This window comes from Thermoleptolyngbya oregonensis NK1-22, assembly GCF_032705245.1.
Taxonomy (GTDB): domain Bacteria; phylum Cyanobacteriota; class Cyanobacteriia; order Elainellales; family Elainellaceae; genus Thermoleptolyngbya; species Thermoleptolyngbya sichuanensis.
On sequence record NZ_CP053540.1, the window covers coordinates 1,125,008 to 1,145,807 of the forward strand.

Consider the following 20,800-nt stretch of genomic DNA (forward strand, 5'->3'; position numbering starts at 1 on the left):
GGAGCCTGTTATGCGGGTCACTATTTGCGTCATTACGTATCAGCGACCTGAAGGCTTAAAGCGTCTTTTAGAAGGGCTGAGAAAACTGGAGTTTAAGCAGCTTCAACCTGAGATTCATGTTGTGGTAGTGGATAACGATGAATCAGGACAGGCGCTTCGCTTTTGCAATCAGTTATCCCCAGATTATCCTTGGAGGTTAACAGCTTGCATGGAGCCGCGTCGCGGGATTTCCTATGCTCGAAACCGGGCGATCGCCACTGCTCCTTCAGACACCGATTTCATTGCCTTCATTGACGATGATGAAGTGCCCGAATCGGACTGGCTAGAGCAACTTTTATTGACCCAAATCCAGCATCAAGCAGATGTGGTGCATGGGCCGGTTCTCCCCCATTTTCAGCCTGACGCACCGACCTGGGCAATTCGAGGTCGCTTTTTTGAAAATCGACGCTATCCAACGGGGCATCTTGTGGAGGCGGCTTACACCAACAATGTCCTGATGCGAGCAGAGTTGGTCAAGGATCAGAAAAACATTTTCCAAGAGCGATTTGCATTGACGGGTGGAGAAGACTCCTACTTTTTCAGGTGTCTTCATCAGTCAGGAAAAAAGCTGGTTTGGGCTGATGAAGCGATTGTTTATGAGTGGATTCCCGACAGCCGTACTACGGTGCAGTGGATTTTGCAGCGAGGCTATCGCAGTTGTCTAAGCTACTCTATCTGGGAAAAAGAAGCGAAGCCATCGGTTCGAGTTCGTCTGTTATCTAGCGCTAAGGCATTGCTCCAAATGATTTATGGACTGATGACCATTCCGTTGGGGCTGATTCAAAAGCATTTGGCGATCGCATCGCTGCTGAGAATCTTTCGGGGTGCTGGTCGCTTGGCTGGGCTTTTAGGCCTCACGTATCAGGAATATAAGACCATTCACAAGGTGTAGAGGCTTTGGAGCAGCCTTGAACTTGGAAAATCATCATGAAAATCATCATCAAGACAGCTTATAGCAGTCTGTGGACGCAAAAACTATGAATCCTCGAATTTCTGTTGTCATCCCACATTTCAATGACTTGGAAAATCTGAAAATTTGTCTGAGTTGCTTGATGAACCAGACGCTACCACTGGATCAATTTGAAATTATTGTGGCTGATAATAATTCGAGTCTGGGTTTGGATGCTGTACGCAGCGTCGTTACAGAGATAACCAATTGCAAAGCAAAAGTAATTTCTGCCCCGATTCAAGGCGCGGCAGAAGCAAGAAACGCAGGGGTTTTAGTATCCCAATCCGAAATTTTGGCATTCATAGACTCTGACTGTCAGCCCTCAGAGGACTGGCTTGAAAATGGATTGAGAGCGATGGAGCAAGCCAAGCTTGTCGGGGGTCGCGTCCGGGTTCTTTTGAATAATCCGGATGATCCTCATCCTGTGGAAGCGTTCGAGTCTGTTTTTGCATTTAATAATCAATCCTATGTCCTGAAAAAGCAATTTTCTGTAACCGCAAATCTGTGGGTTTCCAGAGAAGTTTTCAATGTAGTGGGTGGGTTTCGTCAGGGTGTTTCTGAAGATATGGACTGGTGCCATCGGGCGATCGCCGCTGGCTATTCTCTTGTTTATCAAGATGATGTTTGTGTCGGGCATCCAGCACGGCGAACTTGGGCTGAACTGGCTCGAAAATGGCAGCGATTGACTCGTGAGAGCTATCATCTGATTCGCGAGCGTCGATTGGGATATATCTTGTGGATGATGCGGAACTGGGTTGTCCTTCTCTCTGCTCTGCCGCATACTCTGGTGATTCTCAACTCCAAAAAACTTAGCCGACTGGAAGATCGATTGAGAGCGATTTTAATCCTATTTCGGCTTCGTCTTTATCGCTTTTTTGAAGCCCATCGATTGATGCTGTCTGACTAGTGATTGGCAGCCCATAAGTTTATCAAGTCTTGATGATTGGCAGAAGCTAGTGTGAAGGCAGATGCGGCTCATTGCCTGAGCCGTCTAGACTAGAGAGGTAAATCAAAGAGTGGTCGTCTGCTGTCAGATTGAGCCTCGCCTAGCAAGGCTGAAGATTTTAAGAGAACTTAGGAAAAGAGCATAGAAGAAGTCTTTGAGGTGGGAGCGATCGACCGTTTTGATGACAGAACTTAGTTTCGAGAACCCGGGGTGCTAATGCGAATGACTGATAGACTGCGTTCCGTTGAATTGCTCTAGAGCCTGCCTGCGTAATTCTACGGTTGCAGTCTTGAGGTTTGGAGCGTTTTTTCAGTTAGTGCGCCGCTGGCTGTGTTGCTCTTTGGGAGTCTCATGAGTACTCAATCTTTTCGAGAAGAAGTTGATATCGATCTGCAACGCTATGCACAGGTTTTGAAGCGGCGATGGCTGCCTGCGGTCGGAGTGTTTAGCACGGTTGCGGTGCTGTCAACCCTGGCGGCCCTGTCGCAACAGCCCAGCTATGTCGCCGCTGGCAGGGTTCTTGTGAAGATTGACCGCACCTCTTCCTTGACAGGGCTAGATGCAGCAGGGGCCGCTGCGATTGGTCGGCAAGGTGCTGTTGGTTCGGATACTGACCCCATTGCCACCCAAGTCGAAACGATTCGGTCGTTGCCAATTGCCGAAGCGACCATCACGGCTCTCAGACTCGCCGATGATGAAGGACAACCCCTTAGCCCGGTGGGGTTTCTGGAGGTGTTAACGGTTAAGCCAATTCCTGGCACCGATATGATCGAGATCGGCTATCAGGACGAAGACCCTGAGCGGGCGGCAGCCGTAGTTAACAAGGTGATTCAGGCCTACCGCAACAATAATATTGCGACCAACCAAGCCGATGCTGCTGCCGCTCGCAAGTTCATCACAGAGCAACTGCCCAGAACCGAAGCCACGGTGCGGGAAGCTGAAGTCGCGCTGCAACGCTTCAAAGAGCAGAACCAGGTAATTTTGCTGGATGAAGAATCCCGCGAGACGGTCAAAGCCATGAAGCGCCTGGATGATGAAATTGCGAGGGTCAGGACGCAGTTTGTGAATGCGACAACCCGCTCTCGCGAATTGCAGCAGCAGTTGAGAATGTCTCCGGAGCAGGCCGTGAGTGCAACGGCGCTGAGCCAGTCTCCGGCGATTCAGGAAGTCTTTTCCCAACTTCAGCGAGTCCAGGGGCAGCTTGATCTGGAGCGGGCCCGCTATCGGCCAACTCACCCTACCATTGCCATGCTGGAGCAGCAAGAAGCTCTGTTGCAGCAACGACTCCAGGGGCGAGTCGCTCAGCTAGTGGGGCAAAGTCGGGTGTCGGAGCGGGATATCCAACTGGGGGCGCTGGCTCAAGATTTGACAGCGAACTTGGTGCAGTCAGAGGTGGAGCGCGTCGCGCTGGGCAGTCAGATTGCTGAGTTGGCGCGGCTACAGGCAGAGCAGCGCAGCCGAGCGGTAACGATTCCTCGGCTAGAGGCGACCCAGCGCGAACTGGAGCGGCGACTGGCCGCAGCGCAAGGTACGTATGAATCGCTGCTTCAGCGGTTGCAAGAAGTGCAGGTGGCAGAGGATCAGACGATTGACAACGTGCGAGTGATCTCAGCGGCGGTCGTGCCTGAGAAGCCCGCTGCTTCTAGCAAAAAGCTGATTCTGCTGGGTGGGCTGGTGCTGGGATCGGCGATGGGTGTGGTGACGGCGTTCCTGCTGGATCTGTGCGATCGCTCGGTTAAAACAATTCCCAATGCTCAGCAGTTGCTCCATTACCCACTGCTGGGGGTTGTGCCGAGTTGGAAACGATCTGGCAGGCGGCAAGATCTTCTACCCATGCAGCAGAGCGACGGCTCGCTATTTGCTGGGGTGCATCATGCCTATCGCGTATTGCAGTCGAACCTGGGGCTGCTGGATTCGGAGTTTAGTCTGAAAACGCTGGTGGTTACCAGTTCCGTACCGCAGGAAGGCAAGTCGCAAGTGGCTGCAAATCTGGCAATGGCGATCGCCCAGTCTGGGCAAACCGTGCTGCTGGTGGATGCAAACTTTCACCATTCGACCCAGCACCAGATGTGGAATGCCAATGGAGCCATTGGACTAGCAGAGGTGCTGGAGGGTCGTGCCGAGTTGGCCGACACAATCCAGACAGTAGCGCCAAATCTGGAACTTCTGGCGGCAGGCAATCTGGCATCTTCCACGCCAACTGCGCTCACCCCTCAAAAGCTGCTTCCTGTGATTGCGGCGATGGGTCAGCGATACGACGTGGTGATCTTTGACACGCCAGCCCTTTCCGGTGCGGCGGATGCGTCCACCTTGGGCAAGCTGACGGATGGGATGCTGCTGGTCGTGCGACCGACGACGGATGTAGAGGATTTGAAAGCGACTCGCAGTTTGCTCAATCTCGCCAGACCCCATGTGCTGGGGATCGTGGCTAATGGCGTTGCCCCGATTCGCAACCCCAACCGCTATTTTGCGCTGACCCAGGAAGTCGCCTTTGCTAAACCCGTCAAGCCTGTGCCCAGCTTTGAGCAACTCTTTCCCATTGAGCAGCACAGCCAAAATGGGCAGTCTGCCGAATCTCAAGAATCGTCTAACCTGGAGGTCGCATCGTGACACATTCAGCGGCATCTTTAGCAGCATCTATCTCCAAAGCCGTTGTTTCTAAAGCGGTGGTTCGCGGTTCGGCGATCGCCCTGAGCCTGTCCCTCAGTGGGTTAGCGGCCCCGACCGCCGTTCTCGCTCAAAACTCCCTCGCAGCTAGCCCCGCGTCCCCCTTCCTAGCGCTGCCTTCAGACTATATTCTTGGCCCTGGCGATGAACTGGCAATTACGGTGCTGGGCTTTGATGAATATACCGGAACGCGGGTCATTGCCCCCAATGGCACGATTACCCTGCCCGTGATCGGGGTGGTGCCAGTGGCAGGGCAAACCATCGACTCGCTCACTCGCGACCTCACCACTCGGCTGAACTATTACTTGGTCAACCCGTCTGTGGCGGTGAGCCTGACGACCCTGCGCCCTGTGTTCGTAACGGTGACAGGTGAGGTACAGCGACCTGGCCCGATTCAGCTTGACAATCCGCGCAATGGTACAAATGGCAACAATCCCCAGCAAAGCCTGCCGACCCTGAGTACGGCCCTGGTTGCTGCGGGCGGCATTACGACCCACGCAGATTTGCGGCAAGTGCTGGTGCGGCGATCGCTCCCCAGCGGCAGCACCACAACGCTCACGGTAAACCTGTGGGATGGGATTTGGGCCGAGTCCAACGCCAACAATCCCCCCCTGCAAGACGGCGATATTGTGCTGGTGCCCAAGCTGGCGGCTGATGCCACCCTCGACCGCCGCCAGATTGCTCAGTCCAGCCTGGCTCCGGCAACGGTGCGGGTGCGGGTGGTGGGCGAGGTGACCCGTCCGGGTGAGGTGCAGGTGCCGCCCAACAGCTCCCTGTCGAGCGCAGTGGCGATCGCTGGCGGCCCCACCGAAGACGCTCGCCTCAGCCAAGTGAACTTTATCCGCATGAACGACCAGGGACAGATTGAGCGCCAGGAGGTCGATCTCCGCAACCTGACCGATAGCTATCAGGTGCAAGAGGGCGATGTGATTGTGGTGCCCAAGCAAACGGCTGCATCGGTTGCCGATTTTGCCGGACGAATTTTCAATCCGCTTGGGCTAATTCTGAGAGTCCTTGGGTTATAAATTCAGCCTGTCTGGTGTAAGCCGAAAACGTCTTTTCAGGAGAAATTGGCGTTCATTTTAGAACCAATTCAATGATGAGAAAACCTCTCGATTTTTTAGAGAAAGCCTTCATCGCGATCGCCCTTTTACTCCATTCCGGTGGGCCTCTGAACGTTATTTTGTCGGGAGGTTTTAGCCAGGGAGATAAGCAAATTGCTGAACCTGATTTCGGGCTGACGCGAAATCTTTTCTTGCTCACTTATCTCATTGTTGGGCTACTTCTCGCCATCCGCTGGAGGAAGGTTGTCTATATCCTTCAGCGAGATCGATTCATCTGGATTATCCTCGCGCTTGTTCTATTTTCATACTTTTGGTCAGAGATTCCTAAAGCGACGCTATCTCGCTCAATTTCGTTTACAGGCTCCACATTATTAGGGATTTATTTCGCGACGCGCTATACGCTCAAGCAGCAGCTCAACATGCTGGGCTGGACTTTTGCCCTGATCATCGGACTGAGCTTGGTCTATGCCGTGCTTTTACCTAAATATGGGATCATGGGTGGGGTTCATGCCGGAGCCTGGAGAGGGATCTACACCCATAAAAATAATTTCGGCAAGATCATGACTCTGAGCAGCGCAGTGTTTATGCTGCTGCTATTGGATAAGCCGAAAGCAAAGTTTTGGGTCGCCAGCGGATTAGGGCTTTCGTTTATGCTGCTTCTGCTCTCTACGTCGCGGGGGGCATTAGTGAATGTTTTGGCAATGTGGGCTGTCATTGCCGCTTGTCGATTGTTTAGGCTGCAATATCACCTGCTCGTCATTTCATTGGGCACAATTGCGATTGTTGGCGGCACAATTTCTGCCTGGGTGGTCAGCAACTTGGAAACCATTGTGGTGGATATCCTGGGTAAGGATATGACCTTCACTGGAAGAACGACCCTTTGGCTATCAATCATTGATGTCATCAAAGAACGTCCCTGGCTGGGATATGGATATCAGGCTTTTTGGAATGGTCTTGAGGGGCCATCAGCCCCCGTTATCCGAGCCGAAGGCTGGCTGACTCCGGATGCCCATAACGGGTTTCTAGACCTGGTTTTACAGTTGGGACTTGTTGGACTTTTTGTATTTTTGATCGGCTATATATTTAACTTCTTCTACTATCTGAAGTGTTTGAGAAATACGTCAGGAATTGAGTTTATTTGGCCGCTGCCGTTTTTGATTTTCATGATTCTTTCGAATCTGCCTGAAACCTCGCTGATGCGGGCCAATGATTTTTTCTGGGTGCTTTATGTGGCGATCGCCCTATCGAGGTTGATGCCTAGCGAACCCGTCCAGCCTCAAACGGAGGAGACTGACTCGTTTGAGTCGGTCATTCCTTTGCAACTCAGACCTACATCGGCGCAGTGAAATTAGCCAATGGGAACTCTTAATTCCGTGCGATCGCGCCTATCAAAGTCTCTCCAAAGCCCCGTTATTCGGGGAACTCTCTGGAAGATTGCAGCCCGGATCTCAAGCCTATTTCTACAGTCTGCCTACTTCCTGATCATTGCTCGATCGCTGGGGACTGAACAGTACGGTTTGTTTGTAGGCGTGATGGCGCTGGTGAAAATCACCGTCCCCTTTTCAACCTGGGGATCGACTCACATTCTCGTGAAGCATGTTTCGCGGGATAGAAGCCTGCTTCAAGCCTATTTTGGCAATGCTTTATGGATTACCCTCGCCCTCGGCAGCACGCTGATCGTCGCATTGCTGATTCTGAATCAGTTTGTGTTGCCCGCTCACTTTCCGTGGGTGCTGTTGCTCTCTATCGGCTTGGCAGAACTGATTTTTGCGCGGTTCCATGATGCTGCATTGAAGGCTTTTCTATCTACCGATCTGTTTGGGCTGGATGCACATCTGAATATTTTGCTGAGTATCAGCGGATTGGGCGCAGCGTCCTGCCTGCTGCTGCTGAATCAGTCCGCCACTGCAATTGTTTGGGGACTCTTGTATCTCGCCAGTCGATTGGTGACAGCGTTGATTGGGATCTGGCTTGTCTCGCGTCATTTGGGTCGTCCAAAGCCCCAATTGGGTCTGATGAAGTCAGAGATTAGGGACGGGTTTTATTTCTCAGTGGATTTGTCTTCTCAGACGATTTATAACGACATCGACAAGACGATGCTGGCTTCGATGTCTACCTTGAGCGCAACGGGGATTTATGGTGCGGCCTATCGCATTATCGAGGTCGGGCTGATCCCGGTCGGCGCGTTGCTGGGAGCCTGCTATGCTCAGTTTTTTCGCAGCGGCGCAAAGGGCATTGCTGGCAGCCTCAGCTTCGCGCGAAAGATTGTGCCGACGGCTGCGGCCTATGGGGCGATCGCCAGCCTTGGGCTATGGCTCTGTGCGCCGCTGGTGCCTCTGGTTTTGGGAGAGAGCTATATCGACGCAGTTTCAGCGTTGCGATGGCTTTCTCCTCTAATTTTTCTGAAGTCCGTTCAGTTTTTTGCAGCAGATACCTTGACGGGGGCAGGATTGCAGGGCTGGAGAAGCAGTCTTCAGGCTGGCATTGCTATCTTTAATTCTTTGTTGAATCTGTGGCTAATTCCGATGTACTCCTGGCAAGGAGCGACCTTCTCTACCTTAATCTCGGACTCATTGCTGGCAATCATCTTATGGGTTCTAATCTATATATTCTATCGGAAGCAAATCAGGTCACGCTCTGGCTAAGCATGAGCTTTTGGTTGGAGCAGTCAGCGACAGTACACCCTTTTTGAATGGAATAGACGCTGTAAAAATCGATTAATTTAGTCAAAACTAGCTATGAAAATTAGTGTGATTCTTCCCTGCTTTAATGGGGCAAAAACGATTGCGGTTCAGCTAGAGGCGCTCACTCGACAGCAGTGGGATGGGGGCTGGGAAGTCATCGTTTCTAACAATGGCTCAACGGATGAGTCGATGCAAATTGTTGAGCAATATCGCCATCGATTGCCAGAGTTAAAGATTGTCGATGCTCATGATTTTTCGTCGCCTCGATTGGGTGCTTGGCACTCTTATAACACCGGGCTGCGTGCCGCTACAGGAGATGCATTTGTGCTTTGTGAAGCAGATGATGAGGTGGGCGATCGCTGGCTAATGTCGATGGGACGCGCACTCCAGGAGCATGAATTCGTTGTGGCTCGGCTAGATTATCGTCGGCTGAACCCTGCTTCGATGCTGGGCCCAGTCGGCGCTCGGCTCCAGGAAACAACAATGCCCCGCCAGGGTTGCTACCCTCACTATTATTTTGCTTGGGGATGCTCATTTGGGTTTCGCCGCAGTTTATACGAAAAACTTGGCGAGTTTTCTTCCCACTTTAACTATGGGTTTGATGTGGAGTATTGCTATCGGGCGCAGCGAGCAGGGATTGTTCCGCAGTTCGTCCCAGATGCAGTGATGCATTACCGACTCCGCCACTCGCTGCGAGATATTTTTAACCAGCAGCAAAAGTGGGCAGAGGAATCTAATATTATTCGCCGCTGCTATGGCTCACCGCGAGGAAAATTGCCCATTATTCGGAAGCAAATAGAGGTTGCCGTTCTGTTTGTCCGAGGCTGTCCACTCTGGCTCCTCAAGCAGCTTGGCTTTCCAGTTCGACTCAATCTATTGGTAGATTGGGTAAATGATTTGGGATGGGCGCTGGGTGAGATTAAAGGACTGCGAAAGCCAGTTCCAACACTGCTTGAAGGCGGCGATCGCCTCTAGTGTTCGATTCAGAAAACGGGTTGAATAGGGCGAGTTGAATGCTGCTAAATTGACAGGGTTGATTAATAGTTTTCACTACAAAAAACTAACCAGGGTTTGGGCAATTTGGTTCGTTTTTTCTGCCAGGGTTTCTAGATCCGCCGGAACAAGTTGTCCCCGATCGACTACCTTTTTGCCATTGATAAAGCTGTAATCCACGCGATCGCACTGACAGAAGATCAGCGCCGAAACCGGGTCGTGCAGCGCTCCAGCGAACTGGGGGCGATCCAGATCAATGGCGATGAAGTCGGCGGCCATGTCAGGGGCGATCGCCCCAATATCATCCCGTCCTAAAACCCTGGCCCCACCGAGCGTTGCCACCTCTAGCATTTCGCGGGCGGTCATGTCTGCCGCCAGGTTGCCCCGCACCCGCGCCAGCAAAAAGGCGAGGCGGGCTTCTTGCAGCAGATTGCCTGTGTCATTCGATGCGGAGCCATCTACCCCCAGGCTGACGGGCACGCCCTGATCCAGCATGGCGCGGATGGGGGCGATGCCGCTGGCGAGGCGGGTGTTGCTGCTGGGGCAGTGGGAAACGCCTGTTCCCGTTTCGGCGAATTGGGCGATCGCCCGCTCGTCAAGCTGCACACAGTGGGCGTGCCACACGTCGCTGCCCAGCCAGCCCACCGACGCGGCATAGTCCCCCGGCAACATGCCAAAGGTGTTGAGGCTGTAGTCTACGTCCGACTTATTCTCTGCCAGATGCGTGTGCAGCCGCACGCCAGCATAGCTGCGGGCCAGCGCCGCCGACTCGCGCATCAGGTCGGGCGACACAGAAAAGGGCGAACAGGGAGCCAGCACAATTCGCAGCATGGCGTAGCGCTCGTTGTCGTGATATTGCTCGATGAGGCGCTGGGAATCTTGCAAAATGACCACCTCCGACTCTACCACCGAGTCTGGCGGCAGCCCGCCCTGACTTTTGCCGACGCTCATGCTGCCTCGGCAGGGATGAAACCGCAGCCCCATCTCCTGCGCGGCGCGAATTTCGTCGTCCAGCGTGCAGCCGTTAGGAAAGATATACAGGTGGTCGCTGGCAGTGGTACAGCCCGACAGCATCAGTTCGGCGATCGCCATCTGGGTACTCACCTGAATTGCCTCCGGGGTCAGGTTGGCCCAGATGGGATAGAGCGTCGTCAGCCAGTCGAACAGCGTGCCGTTTTGGGCACCGGGAATCACTCGCGTCAGGCATTGGTAGAAGTGATGGTGGGTGTTGACTAGACCGGGCAAGACAATGTGGCGATCGCCCAAGTCCAGCACCTCGTCCGCTATCGGCATCGAATTGCCTACCAGTTCAGCCGTCGTGCCGACCTGCTCGATCACGCCGTCCTGCGCCAGCAGCGCCCCGTTGCGAATCTCGCGCCGCTCTGCATCGTGAGTCACCAGTGTGTGGATGTTTTTGACTAAAAGGCTTGGCACGGTGCAGCGGGGATTGGAGTGTGGGGGGAGGCGAGTTTGCAGGAAGTGCCCATAGAATTTGGGCTGAATTGTTCCGCAGTCTAGGGCACTGCTCATCAAAATCTTTCAGATATCACAAATTCTTTTGAATCCTGCCGACTTCGGTTCCTGCAACAACTTGCATCGGTCTGTAAACTCACCTGTGGCGGCTTGACAGTTCCGGCTGCTGCCGATTATGTAATGTCCAAAGAGACGTTTTCGGCAATCCGCCCCACCATGCAAGATCGGTTTCTGCGAGCGCTAATTCTTTATCTGGTTTTGACAGTTTTGTTTGGTGTTTTAGAACGCTATTTTGCTAGCATTCCCGACCAACCCCGATTTCGGCGGGGCTATTGGCTAGATAGCTTTTACTGGTTCTTGACACCGATGGTGATTCAGATTCTCAGCATGGGGGCGATCGCCCTCGTTTTGCTCCCCGTGTATCTGCTGCTGGGGCGATCGCTCGACTGGCAAAGCGTGCTGACGGGCTATGGCTGGGCAGCGCAACTGCCGCTCTGGGTGCAGGGGCTAATCATGATTGTTGTCGGCGACGGCATCGGCTACTGGACACACCGTCTGCAACATGCCGAACCGCTGTGGGACTATCACGCCGTCCACCACAGCGCGGAAACAATGGATTGGCTGACGGCGGTGCGGCTGCATCCGGTGAACGATATCATCTCGCGGGTGTGTCAGGCATCGCCGCTGCTGATTCTAGGCTTTTCGCCAGTTGCCGTGGAAATGTACACGGCTTTTTTGTCGAGCTACGTCGCCTTTATCCATGCCAATGTCCGCTGGACTTACGGGCCGCTGGGCTATGTGCTGGCTAGCCCCGCCTTCCACCGCTGGCACCATACGCGAGAAGAGGCAGGTCTCGGCTGCAACTTTGCTGGCCTATTCCCCTTCTACGATTTGATGTTTGGCACGTTTTATCTGCCGCAGGGTCAGCAGCCCCACAATTTCGGCATCTGTGGCGAGCCAATTCCCGAAAACCTGGGAGCGCATTTGCTCTACCCGCTGCGGCGGTGGCTGGGCAGCTCGAATCGCAGTCAGCCGAACGAGGTCTAGGATTGATTTTGGAGTTTAAATTGGCGATTTTGGATTGTCAGACTGGGGGCTTGCGAGGCGTTTAGCGATTTCTCGCAGCTACAGGGTGTCTGGGTCGATGCCCAGTTCTCGGAGCTTTGTGGCGAGGCGATCGCCCCGCTGTTGTTCTGCATCAGCCCGCTGCTGCTCTATCCGCGCTGCCTCTTCGGGCGTGGGCACTAGGTTGCCGTCGGGTCGGAAAAACCGAAGCTGTTCGTTGTGAATCCCCAGGAAAAGCTGAAACTGGTCGCTCCATCGCCGCCCCTGGTCGTTGGGCGCAATCGGCTCATAGCGTCCGCGTACCAGCGAAAATCCTTCAAATTCCAGGCTGGCAGGGTCAAACCAGAAATATTCCAGCGTCCGAAAGGTGTCTTGATAAATCTCCTTTTTTAGCCCCCGATCCACGCTGGCGGTCGAGTCCGACAGCAGTTCCACAATTACGTTGGGATACTTGCCGTCTTCTTCCCACAGCGTCCAGCTTTTGCGCGGCCGCCGCTCCGTCCCCAGCACCACAAAAAAGTCTGGCCCGCGAAAATCCTCAGACCTGCGCTGGTTGGGGCTGTAGTAAATCGTCAGGTTGCCTGCGGCGAAGTAGTCGGTGCGGTCTTGCCACAGCCAGTTGAGGGAAGTCAGCAAGAGAATCAACTGCTGGAGATGGAGGGAGCTTTCCAAGGGCGGCTCGCGGCTAGAGAGATTGCCCGGCGGAATGATCAACGGCGGGTCGAGCGGGGGTTGCGCTATGGCTGGCTCGCGATCTTTGGCAACCGACATGGCTGACTGGGTGGAGGATGAGTTTAGTGTAGCGCCGTGGGCTGGAGTGATAGGGGGATGGGGTGGCGAGTCCTGCGGGTAGGTCTTTGAGAATGGCAAACCTTAAAGGAACGTGTAGGGTCTGTCACAGGGGACAGCAAAACCCGTATGGTTTTTGAATAGCCTGATTGCTGCTTTGAATAGTCAGCAGTTGATCAAGTTGATTTAATTTTAATTCAAAGGCGATAGTCCACCGACTGCACCCCCAAGACCGTATGTCAAATCCCACGATTGAATCCATCCTGCACGAAGACCGCCAGTTTTTGCCGCCTGCCGCGTTTTCTCAGCAGGCGCATATCAAGACGCTGGAAGAATACGAGCAGCTTTATGAACGGGCAGCGGCCGACCCGCAAAAGTTTTGGGCGGATCTGGCGCAAAAGGAACTGCATTGGTTTGAGAAGTGGCAGACGGTGCTGGATTGGCAGCCGCCCTTTGCCAAATGGTTTGTGGGTGGCAAGATTAATATTTCCTATAACTGCCTCGATCGCCACTTGACGACCTGGCGCAAGAACAAGGCGGCGCTGATCTGGGAGGGCGAACCGGGCGACTCGCGCACGCTCACCTATGCCCAACTGCACCGCGAGGTGTGTCAGTTTGCCAATGTGCTGAAGGAACTGGGCGTAAAGAAGGGCGACGTGGTGGGGATTTACATGCCGATGATTCCCGAAGCGGCGATCGCCATGCTGGCCTGTGCCCGCATTGGTGCGCCCCATACGGTCGTCTTTGGCGGGTTTAGTGCAGAAGCGTTGCGCGATCGCCTGAATGATGGCCAAGCCAAGCTCGTAATCACGGCGGACGGCGGCTGGCGCAAAGATGCAATCGTGCCGCTGAAGGAGCAGGTGGACAAGGCGCTGGAGGGCGGGGTCTGCCCCAGCGTGGACAATGTGCTGGTGGTGGAGCGCACAAAGCAAAAGGTGCATATGCAGGCGGGGCGCGACCACTGGTGGCATGACCTACGCCAGGGCGTGTCGGCGGATTGTCCGGCGGAACCGATGGACAGCGAAGATCTGCTGTTTATCCTCTATACCTCTGGCAGCACGGGCAAGCCGAAGGGCGTGGTTCACACGACCGCTGGCTACAACCTCTATACCCACATGACGACCAAGTGGATCTTTGACCTGCAAGATACCGATGTGTATTGGTGTACCGCTGACGTGGGCTGGATCACAGGACACAGCTACATCGTCTACGGGCCACTATCGAACGGTGCAACGACGGTGATGTACGAGGGTGCGCCGCGTGCATCCAACCCTGGCTGCTTTTGGGATGTGATTGAGAAATACGGTGTGACAATTTTCTACACCGCGCCGACTGCTATCCGCGCCTTTATCAAGATGGGCGAACACCATCCCCGCGCCCGCAATCTCTCGTCGCTGCGGCTATTGGGCACGGTGGGCGAGCCGATCAACCCGGAAGCGTGGATGTGGTATCACAGCGTCATCGGTGGAGAGCGCTGTCCGATTGTGGATACCTGGTGGCAGACGGAGACGGGAGGGATTATGATTACGCCGCTGCCAGGGGCGATCGCCACCAAGCCCGGTTCTGCGACGCGGCCCTTCCCTGGCATTCTGGCAGACGTGGTGGATTTGGAGGGCAATCCCGTCCCCCCGAACGAAGGTGGCTATCTGGTGGTGAAGCATCCCTGGCCGTCGATGATGCGGACGGTCTATGGCGACGACGATCGCTTTCGCCGCACCTATTGGGAGCATATCCCCCCCAAAGATGGTCAGTATCTCTACTTCGCAGGCGACGGCGCACGCAAGGATGAGGACGGCTATTTCTGGGTGATGGGCCGGGTAGACGACGTGATCAGCGTGTCGGGGCATCGCCTGGGCACGATGGAAATCGAGTCGGCGCTGGTGTCCCATCCGGCGGTGGCAGAAGCCGCCGTCGTAGGCAAACCGGACGAGATCAAGGGCGAAGACATCGTGGCGTTTGTGTCTCTAGAAAGCAACGTCACGCCTAGTGAAGAACTGGTCGCCGAACTGAAGAAGCACGTTGTGGCGGAAATTGGTGCGCTGGCCCGCCCTGGCGAGATCCGCTTTAGCGATGCGTTGCCCAAGACGCGCTCAGGGAAGATTATGCGGCGACTGTTGCGATCGCTCGCGGCGGGCCAGGAAATCTCTGGCGACACCTCCACGCTAGAAGACCGCTCGGTGCTGGATAAGCTACGGGAAGGCGCGTAGTCCGGGGTTTGGGATTTAGGATTCGAGGGCTAGGGGTTGGACGATGCCAGGAATGGAGAGATTTTTGGTGATGGTGTATTGATTGCGAAACTGAACCAACTCCCCAAACGTTGGATAATCTCGTTGCAGCACCTTTATCACAACGGGTTGCTGGGATGCATTTTGTACACCGCGATAAACGATGGTGCGAGATCCCTGGTGCAAAACCTCACTCAGAGTGTAGCCCGGTACTTGAGCCATAGATTGGGTGAGTGAAAGGTTATTGAGAGGAGTCCTGATCTTTTCAGGAACAACTGCTAAATACTTTTCAATACGTTCACGTCAATGCGTTCACGTCAATGCGTTCACAAGAAATGAAAACTTTGTGAATGATGTTGGTGAAACCGTGATTATCTAGGTTTTCAATTTTCTACCCTATGCTCATTTGATCATTTTGTTTTCGATCGGAGATGGGCAAGCGAATGATAAACTCGGTTCCGCTGCCGATTTGGGAGTGGACATCTAGTGTGCCGCCATGTTTTTCGACAACGATTTGACGGGCGATCGCCAGTCCTAACCCGGTTCCTTTCCCTACTTCTTTTGTCGTAAACAAATAGTCAAAAATCCTTGCCCTCACTGCTTCTGTCATGCCTTTTCCGTTGTCGCAGATCTGAATCTCGACCTGATTCGCATGGGTCGCCGTGCGAATCGCGATTTGTTGTGCATTGGATTGTAGCTCATCAAAAGACTGAGTTTGAGCCATTTCATCAAACATATCGATCGCGTTTGCCAGAATGTTCATAAATACCTGGTTGAGTTGTCCTGGAAAACAGTCGATCTCAGGTAGATCTCCATACTCTTTGATGATTTCAATGGCAGGACGCAATTCATTCGCTTTAAGTCGATACTTCAGAATCAAAAGCGTGCTATCAATCCCTTCATGTAAATCTGCCCTGACTTTGTGATCTCGATCAGCGCGGGAAAAGGTTCGCAAGCTGGTGCTGATGCCTTTGATGCGATCGGTTGCCCCTCTCATAGAGTCCAGCAATTTGGGCAGGTCTTCGCAAAGAAATTCTAGGTCAATCGCTTCGGCTTTTTCTTGCACAGGAGCCGCAGCATTTGGATGGTGCTGTTGATAGAGCGAAATATAGTCCAGCAGGTCTTTCACGTATTCTCTGGCATTGTTGATACTGCCATTCAGAAATCCGATTGGATTATTGATTTCGTGGGCAACCCCTGCTACAAGATTGCCAAGGGAAGCCATTTTTTCACTTTGAACAATTTGCAACTGGGATTGCTTTAGCTGCTGGGCATAGGCTTGCGCTTGTTGATAAAGACGGGCATTTTCTAATGAAATCGCGGCTTGAGTGCAAAGCAGGTTCAGCAGTTCCACTCGATCGCTGGTAAATGCCCCAGCAGTAACCCGATTTTCCAGATACAAAATCGCCACCAGTTTACCAAGCTGCAAAATCGGAGTGCAGAGCAGGCTTTTGATCTGATGCTCTACGACATAGCTATCCATTGCTAGGGTAGGATGACTAGAGGCATCCACAATCACGACAGATTCTTGACTCCGTTTGACAAGGTTAATTAACGACTGGGAAACCTCGGAGCAACTGGATAAGGGAATCGATTGGATTTGTGCAGGCTGATGAATGGCGGCAATGGCCTCCACAAACCATTGATTATCCTGTGGCAGAAGTAATGCCCCTTTGTCTGCTCCAGCATTTTCCAATACTGTATGTAGCAAGGCTGCCAAGAGTTTATCTAGCTGAATTTCGCGGGATAAGCTTTGGGATGCTTTGAGAATCGTTGTTAGGTCAAGCGAGGCAGAAATTCCAGTGCTGCTAGAACTAGACGAGTGCGTTCCCGATGTGAGATGAGAGAGGGAGAGAGGCGCAAAAGCAGTTTCAGTTGTTGCTACAGATAAATTCTGTGGTTGCAAGACCGGCTCAAGTAATTGAGGATAGCGCTGCTCTAGACTTTGAGTTTTAGCTGTTGCTCCCCATTGCATATAGCAATAGTAGGCGTTAATCAGGTAATCTTGGGCAATTCTTTCCTTGCCCCAGTCGAGATAAAACCTAGCAGCAAATTCATTAGCGAGGGCTGCTTCCTGAGTAAAGCCGCTTTGTTGTGCCTCGACGATCGCCCGATCGTAGAGATCAACGGCTTTAACTTTCTCACCTAGCACTCGATGATATTCGGCCTCAACCAGAATATATTTGTGCAAGAAGTTCTCTGGGCAGCTATCAGCCCATTCCCGCAATTTTTGCTGGTTCAATCGAACTTGTTGTAGAGCATCACTTTGCTCATCGATAGAGAGTTTAGAGTATCGATTGATAAAAATCAAGGAAGTGTAGTAAAAGTAGCCACTGTAGGTTGTAAAACCAATAATAGAATTGATGATTTTTTTGGCTTCCGTAATGCTTTGAAAACCTTCTTCGAAGTTTGAGTTTAGGCAGGCAGCCTGAATTTTTAGAATGTGGTACAAGCAGAGAGGAAGCCAGGATTGTGTGCTTTGAGTACGCGTGATGAAATCTGCTTCAGCGAAGAAGTCCTGCTCGGTTGGTTGCTCTTGTTGAGATTGTAGCTTTTGCAGATAGAGATTGACTCCTGCAAGCGCCATCATCAGCATCTCATTTTGATGCTTCTTGGCAATTACCCAATACTTTTCTAGATCTAATTTAATAGATCCTAATGGTTCTCCCTGAAAGATGCGATTAAAGATATTGCCAAATAAGTTATAGCCAGCAAACTGGATTTCGCCAGCATCTACTCCTGCCAAGAAGCCTTCATAGTTGACATTCGCGGCTCCAACAATAGGTTTTGCCCAAACTTGCGCCCAAGCACCCAGCAGCAAACAGGCTTTACATTGTTGAGAGCGGCTCTTTAGCTTGTGGCTTAACTGCACCGCAAAATCTATAAATTCATATCCCTGCTGATATTGTTTTTGGACTAAACCTAAAAGAAAACCATAGTTTGCGTATGCCTTAATAGACTCGACAGTATTCCCGTGTTCAAGAGAGAGGCGAGTTGCTTTCAATGACGCAAAACTATAAGTCTCAATATCTCCAGTAATGTAAACAACAGGCTCAACCGCCATCAGAACTTTAATAGATGCCTGAACTAATGGATCAGTTGCGAGATGTAAGTGAATCAGATCATGAATTGTTTGATGCTCTAATTTCTGTTCAATGGCAAGAAATTCTCTCTGATTGATTTCTGATAAACGACTGTGATCGACCTTGATTCCAAGATCGGATAATGCATTAAGACTAATCTGAATGGCTTCCTTGTAATTTCCCTGAAGGGTGTTTTGGATGATGCGGATGACCTCAATATCTGCGCGATCGCTGGCTATAGCGATATGCTTGAGAGCTTCTTCAGTAGTTGTTTCTAGTTCGGGATAATTGCCTTGACTTAATTGTACCTCTGCAAGGTTTCGATGCAGCTGAAACATTAGTGAGTATTCAGTTTTCCAGGCATCACAGGCTAGAAGGGAAATACCAGTCTTCAGGTAGTTGATTGCTGCATCATAGGCAGTTGAAAGGCGAGCTTTTCGTCCAGCAGCCAAGTTAAGTTCTGCTAGTTTAATCTGTTTGGACTGAATTTCTTGCAGAGAGTGACTCTTTTGATTTGACAAATGAAAACCAGCATTCATATGGTTCACGATGTCAAATAGTCTTTCTTCTTGCTCTGCTTGAGGTAATTTTTCGATCAGGAGTTGACCAATATGGTGATGGGTTTCCTGTCTTCGAGCTTCATCAATCAATGAGTAGGCTGCTTGCTGAACGCGATCGTGGAAAAAACGATAGCTAGGATTCGCAGTTGCTGCTTTTTCGGTCTGTTCACCTTGAAAAAACTTGTAAACCTGGGTTGTGGGTATGATCAACCCTTCTTTTAGTGCCTCCCACAGAACCGTGGCTGCATCAGTGACAGATTGCTCTGAGATGATTGCCAATGTACTCAAATCAAATTGGTTGCCGATACAAGCTGCTAATTTCAAAACATGCTGAACCTCATTGGGCAATTTCTGCAATTGCAGCATCATGAACTCTACCACATCATCAGTGAGCGATCGCGCGTTCACCTGCACAATGTCGCATTCCCAATAGTAGCGATCGTGATTGAAGTGAATGTATCCGTCTTTGTAGAGTGATTTGAGGAATTGAGTTGTGAAAAAAGGATTCCCCTGGGTCTTTCGATTAACCAATTCAGTTAAAGGCTGTGCGAGTTCATGGGAACAATTTAATGTGTCGGAGACGAGATGATTCGTGTCTTCAAAGGTTAGCGGCTTTAGGTCAATCGTGTTGATGATATTGCCAGCTTTCTGTAAGTCTGAGACCGTCATGATGAAGGGATGGACGGGCGACACTTCGTTATCGCGATACGCACCGATTAACAGCAGATGATTACTATCATTCATTAACAGTTTGAGCAAGTCTAAGGATGCAGAATCTGCCCACTGCAAATCATCCAAAAAGATGACTAGGGGATGCTCTGCGGTTGTAAAGACTTCAATAAATTTTTGAAATAGCCGATTGAAGCGATTTTGTGCCGCGCTGCCAGAAAGTTCGGCAACAGGTGGCTGAGTGCCAATAACCTGTTCTAGTTCTGGAATGACCTCAATCAGAATCTGACCATTTTCTCCTACAGCAATCAGAATCTGCTGCTTCCACTGCGCCAACTGTTCGTCTGATTCGGAGAGCAATTGCCTCATCAAGCTTCTCAGAGCTTGGACGAAAGCAGAGAGCGGAATATTGCGATTGAACTGGTCAAACTTGCCTTTGATAAAGTATCCCCGCTGCCGCACGATGGGTTTATGGACTTCATTGACCACAGCGGTCTTGCCAATGCCGGAAAAGCCTGCCACGAGCATTAGCTCTGAACCACCATTTGCGACCCGCTCAAAGGCTTGCAATAGCGTTTGGACTTCTTGCTCTCGACCGTAGAGTTTTTCGGGGATGAGGAAGCGATCGCTTATATCCCGCTGCCCTAGTTCAAATTCAGCGATTGCACCGTTGGTGTTCCACTGGGTCAAGCACTGTTCTAGGTCATGTTTTAGACCCATCGCGCTCTGGTAGCGGTCTTCAGCATTTTTTGCCATCAGTTTGCCGATAATTGCAGCTACTATCCTCGGCACCTTGGGATTTACCTGATCAACAGGCAAGGGCATTTTGGCAATATGGCAATGCATCAACTCCAGCGGGTCTTCTGCATCGAACGGGAGTGTTCCACTCAGCAATTCATAGAGCGTTACGCCTAGCGCATAAAAATCGGTGCGGTAGTCGATGCCCCGATTCATTCGCCCTGTTTGTTCTGGAGCCAGGTAGGCAAGCGTTCCTTCTAGGGCGCTGGCACTCTGGACTTCCTGGGTTTCTTTGGGCAACAAAGAGGCAATACTGAAATCGATCAGCTTGATCTGTTTCGACTCTGGCTGAATCAGGATATTGGCGGGCTTGATGTCTTTGTGGATGACCCGATGCTGAGCCAGATCGTGCAAGATGTCGCACAGTTGCAGGGCGAGGGTCAGAACCTCGTCCAAGCCAAGGGACTGCTGTTGCAGGTACTTATTTAACGCGATGCCATCCCAGTCTTCCAGCACCAGGGCATAGCTGTTGCCCAGTGGTTCTAGACTCAGCGGGTGGGTAATCCCTGGAATGGGCAGATTTTTGGTGATGGCATACTGATTGCGAAATTGCACCAATTCGCCAAAGCTGGGGTATTCACGCCGCAACACCTTGATGATTACAGGTTTCTGGGTTGCGGTTTGGAGCGCTCGATAGACCGCTGTCCGGCTGCCTGCGTAGATTTGCTCGGTAACGGTATAACCAGCCAATTTGGGGAATGCCTGGGGGCAGGCTGCTGCTGAATGTGTCATCGCTTCGATGGAGGAATGTAAAATTTACCTATCTATAAGTTTTATTTAGATAGGGTTCCCCAAG

General features: G+C 51.9%; 12 protein-coding genes and 1 pseudogene. 9 read left to right on the forward strand and 4 right to left on the reverse strand.

From position 1 onward, the window contains the following. Nucleotides 1–10 precede the first annotated feature (10 nt). The 7 genes from HNI00_RS04865 to HNI00_RS04895 all read left to right on the forward strand — a co-directional run bounded on the left by HNI00_RS04865 (nt 11) and on the right by HNI00_RS04895 (nt 9,324). The gene (locus HNI00_RS04865) at nt 11–931 is read left to right on the forward strand and encodes a glycosyltransferase family 2 protein (RefSeq protein ID WP_316791175.1); all 921 of its coding nucleotides are present in this window, start codon (nt 11–13) and stop codon (nt 929–931) included. Nucleotides 932–1,016: 85 nt separating this feature from the next. Further along, on the forward strand, nt 1,017–1,895 hold the full coding sequence (locus HNI00_RS04870; RefSeq protein WP_316791177.1) for a glycosyltransferase family 2 protein: 879 nt from the start codon (nt 1,017–1,019) through the stop codon (nt 1,893–1,895). 390 nt (nt 1,896–2,285) lie between these two features. Further along, nucleotides 2,286–4,544 carry a GumC family protein gene (locus tag HNI00_RS04875; protein ID WP_316791179.1) on the forward strand — a complete coding sequence of 753 codons (2,259 nt, stop codon included), beginning with the start codon at nt 2,286–2,288 and terminating at the stop codon, nt 4,542–4,544. Further along, a complete protein-coding gene (locus tag HNI00_RS04880) occupies nt 4,541–5,626 on the forward strand; it encodes a polysaccharide biosynthesis/export family protein (RefSeq protein ID WP_316791181.1) in 1,086 nt (361 codons plus the stop codon). The genes HNI00_RS04875 and HNI00_RS04880 overlap by 4 nt, the downstream gene beginning before the upstream one ends. Nucleotides 5,627–5,697: 71 nt before the next feature. Continuing rightward, nucleotides 5,698–7,011 (forward strand): O-antigen ligase family protein, encoded by a 1,314-nt coding sequence (locus HNI00_RS04885; protein WP_316791183.1) that lies wholly within the window; start codon nt 5,698–5,700, stop codon nt 7,009–7,011. 9 nt (nt 7,012–7,020) lie between these two features. Next, nucleotides 7,021–8,310, forward strand: a complete 1,290-nt coding sequence (locus tag HNI00_RS04890) for an oligosaccharide flippase family protein (protein WP_316791185.1) — start codon at nt 7,021–7,023, stop codon at nt 8,308–8,310. Between the two features lie 93 nt (nt 8,311–8,403). Continuing rightward, nucleotides 8,404–9,324: a glycosyltransferase family 2 protein gene (locus HNI00_RS04895; protein ID WP_316791187.1), complete on the forward strand. Its 921-nt coding sequence runs from the start codon at nt 8,404–8,406 to the stop codon at nt 9,322–9,324. A gap of 75 nt (nt 9,325–9,399) precedes the next feature. On the opposite strand, the gene HNI00_RS04900 is transcribed toward HNI00_RS04895, so the two are convergent. Beyond that, nucleotides 9,400–10,776 (reverse strand): 8-oxoguanine deaminase, encoded by a 1,377-nt coding sequence (locus tag HNI00_RS04900; RefSeq protein ID WP_316791189.1) that lies wholly within the window; start codon nt 10,774–10,776, stop codon nt 9,400–9,402. Between the two features lie 189 nt (nt 10,777–10,965). On the opposite strand from HNI00_RS04900, the gene HNI00_RS04905 reads away from it, so the two are divergent. Then, a complete protein-coding gene (locus HNI00_RS04905; RefSeq protein WP_316791191.1) occupies nt 10,966–11,862 on the forward strand; it encodes a sterol desaturase family protein in 897 nt (298 codons plus the stop codon). Between the two features lie 78 nt (nt 11,863–11,940). Here the strand turns inward: HNI00_RS04905 and HNI00_RS04910 are convergent, their stop codons facing one another. Next, the gene (locus HNI00_RS04910; RefSeq protein ID WP_316791193.1) at nt 11,941–12,651 is read right to left on the reverse strand and encodes a Uma2 family endonuclease; all 711 of its coding nucleotides are present in this window, start codon (nt 12,649–12,651) and stop codon (nt 11,941–11,943) included. 254 nt (nt 12,652–12,905) lie between these two features. On the opposite strand from HNI00_RS04910, the gene acs reads away from it, so the two are divergent. Then, nucleotides 12,906–14,876, forward strand: coding sequence for an acetate--CoA ligase (gene acs / locus HNI00_RS04915; RefSeq protein WP_316791195.1), 1,971 nt, complete (start codon nt 12,906–12,908; stop codon nt 14,874–14,876). 21 nt (nt 14,877–14,897) lie between these two features. Here the strand turns inward: acs and HNI00_RS04920 are convergent. Together HNI00_RS04920 and HNI00_RS04925 are read right to left on the reverse strand one after the other, a co-directional pair. Continuing rightward, nucleotides 14,898–15,116: pseudogene (locus tag HNI00_RS04920) on the reverse strand (hypothetical protein); the annotation flags it as partial. A 169-nt stretch (nt 15,117–15,285) separates the two neighbouring features. Next, nucleotides 15,286–20,736: a trifunctional serine/threonine-protein kinase/ATP-binding protein/sensor histidine kinase gene (locus HNI00_RS04925; RefSeq protein ID WP_316791199.1), complete on the reverse strand. Its 5,451-nt coding sequence runs from the start codon at nt 20,734–20,736 to the stop codon at nt 15,286–15,288. Between the last annotated feature and the right edge of the window lie 64 nt (nt 20,737–20,800).

Coding starts and splice junctions, on each gene's coding strand:
- HNI00_RS04870 (WP_316791177.1), top strand. CDS start 1,017: ATGAATCCTCGAATTTCTGTTGTCATCCCACATTTCAATGACTTGGAA.
- HNI00_RS04865 (WP_316791175.1), top strand. CDS start 11: ATGCGGGTCACTATTTGCGTCATTACGTATCAGCGACCTGAAGGCTTA.
- HNI00_RS04910 (WP_316791193.1), bottom strand. CDS start 12,651: ATGTCGGTTGCCAAAGATCGCGAGCCAGCCATAGCGCAACCCCCGCTC.
- HNI00_RS04875 (WP_316791179.1), top strand. CDS start 2,286: ATGAGTACTCAATCTTTTCGAGAAGAAGTTGATATCGATCTGCAACGC.
- HNI00_RS04895 (WP_316791187.1), top strand. CDS start 8,404: ATGAAAATTAGTGTGATTCTTCCCTGCTTTAATGGGGCAAAAACGATT.
- HNI00_RS04885 (WP_316791183.1), top strand. CDS start 5,698: ATGATGAGAAAACCTCTCGATTTTTTAGAGAAAGCCTTCATCGCGATC.
- HNI00_RS04890 (WP_316791185.1), top strand. CDS start 7,021: ATGGGAACTCTTAATTCCGTGCGATCGCGCCTATCAAAGTCTCTCCAA.
- acs (WP_316791195.1), top strand. CDS start 12,906: ATGTCAAATCCCACGATTGAATCCATCCTGCACGAAGACCGCCAGTTT.
- HNI00_RS04925 (WP_316791199.1), bottom strand. CDS start 20,736: ATGACACATTCAGCAGCAGCCTGCCCCCAGGCATTCCCCAAATTGGCT.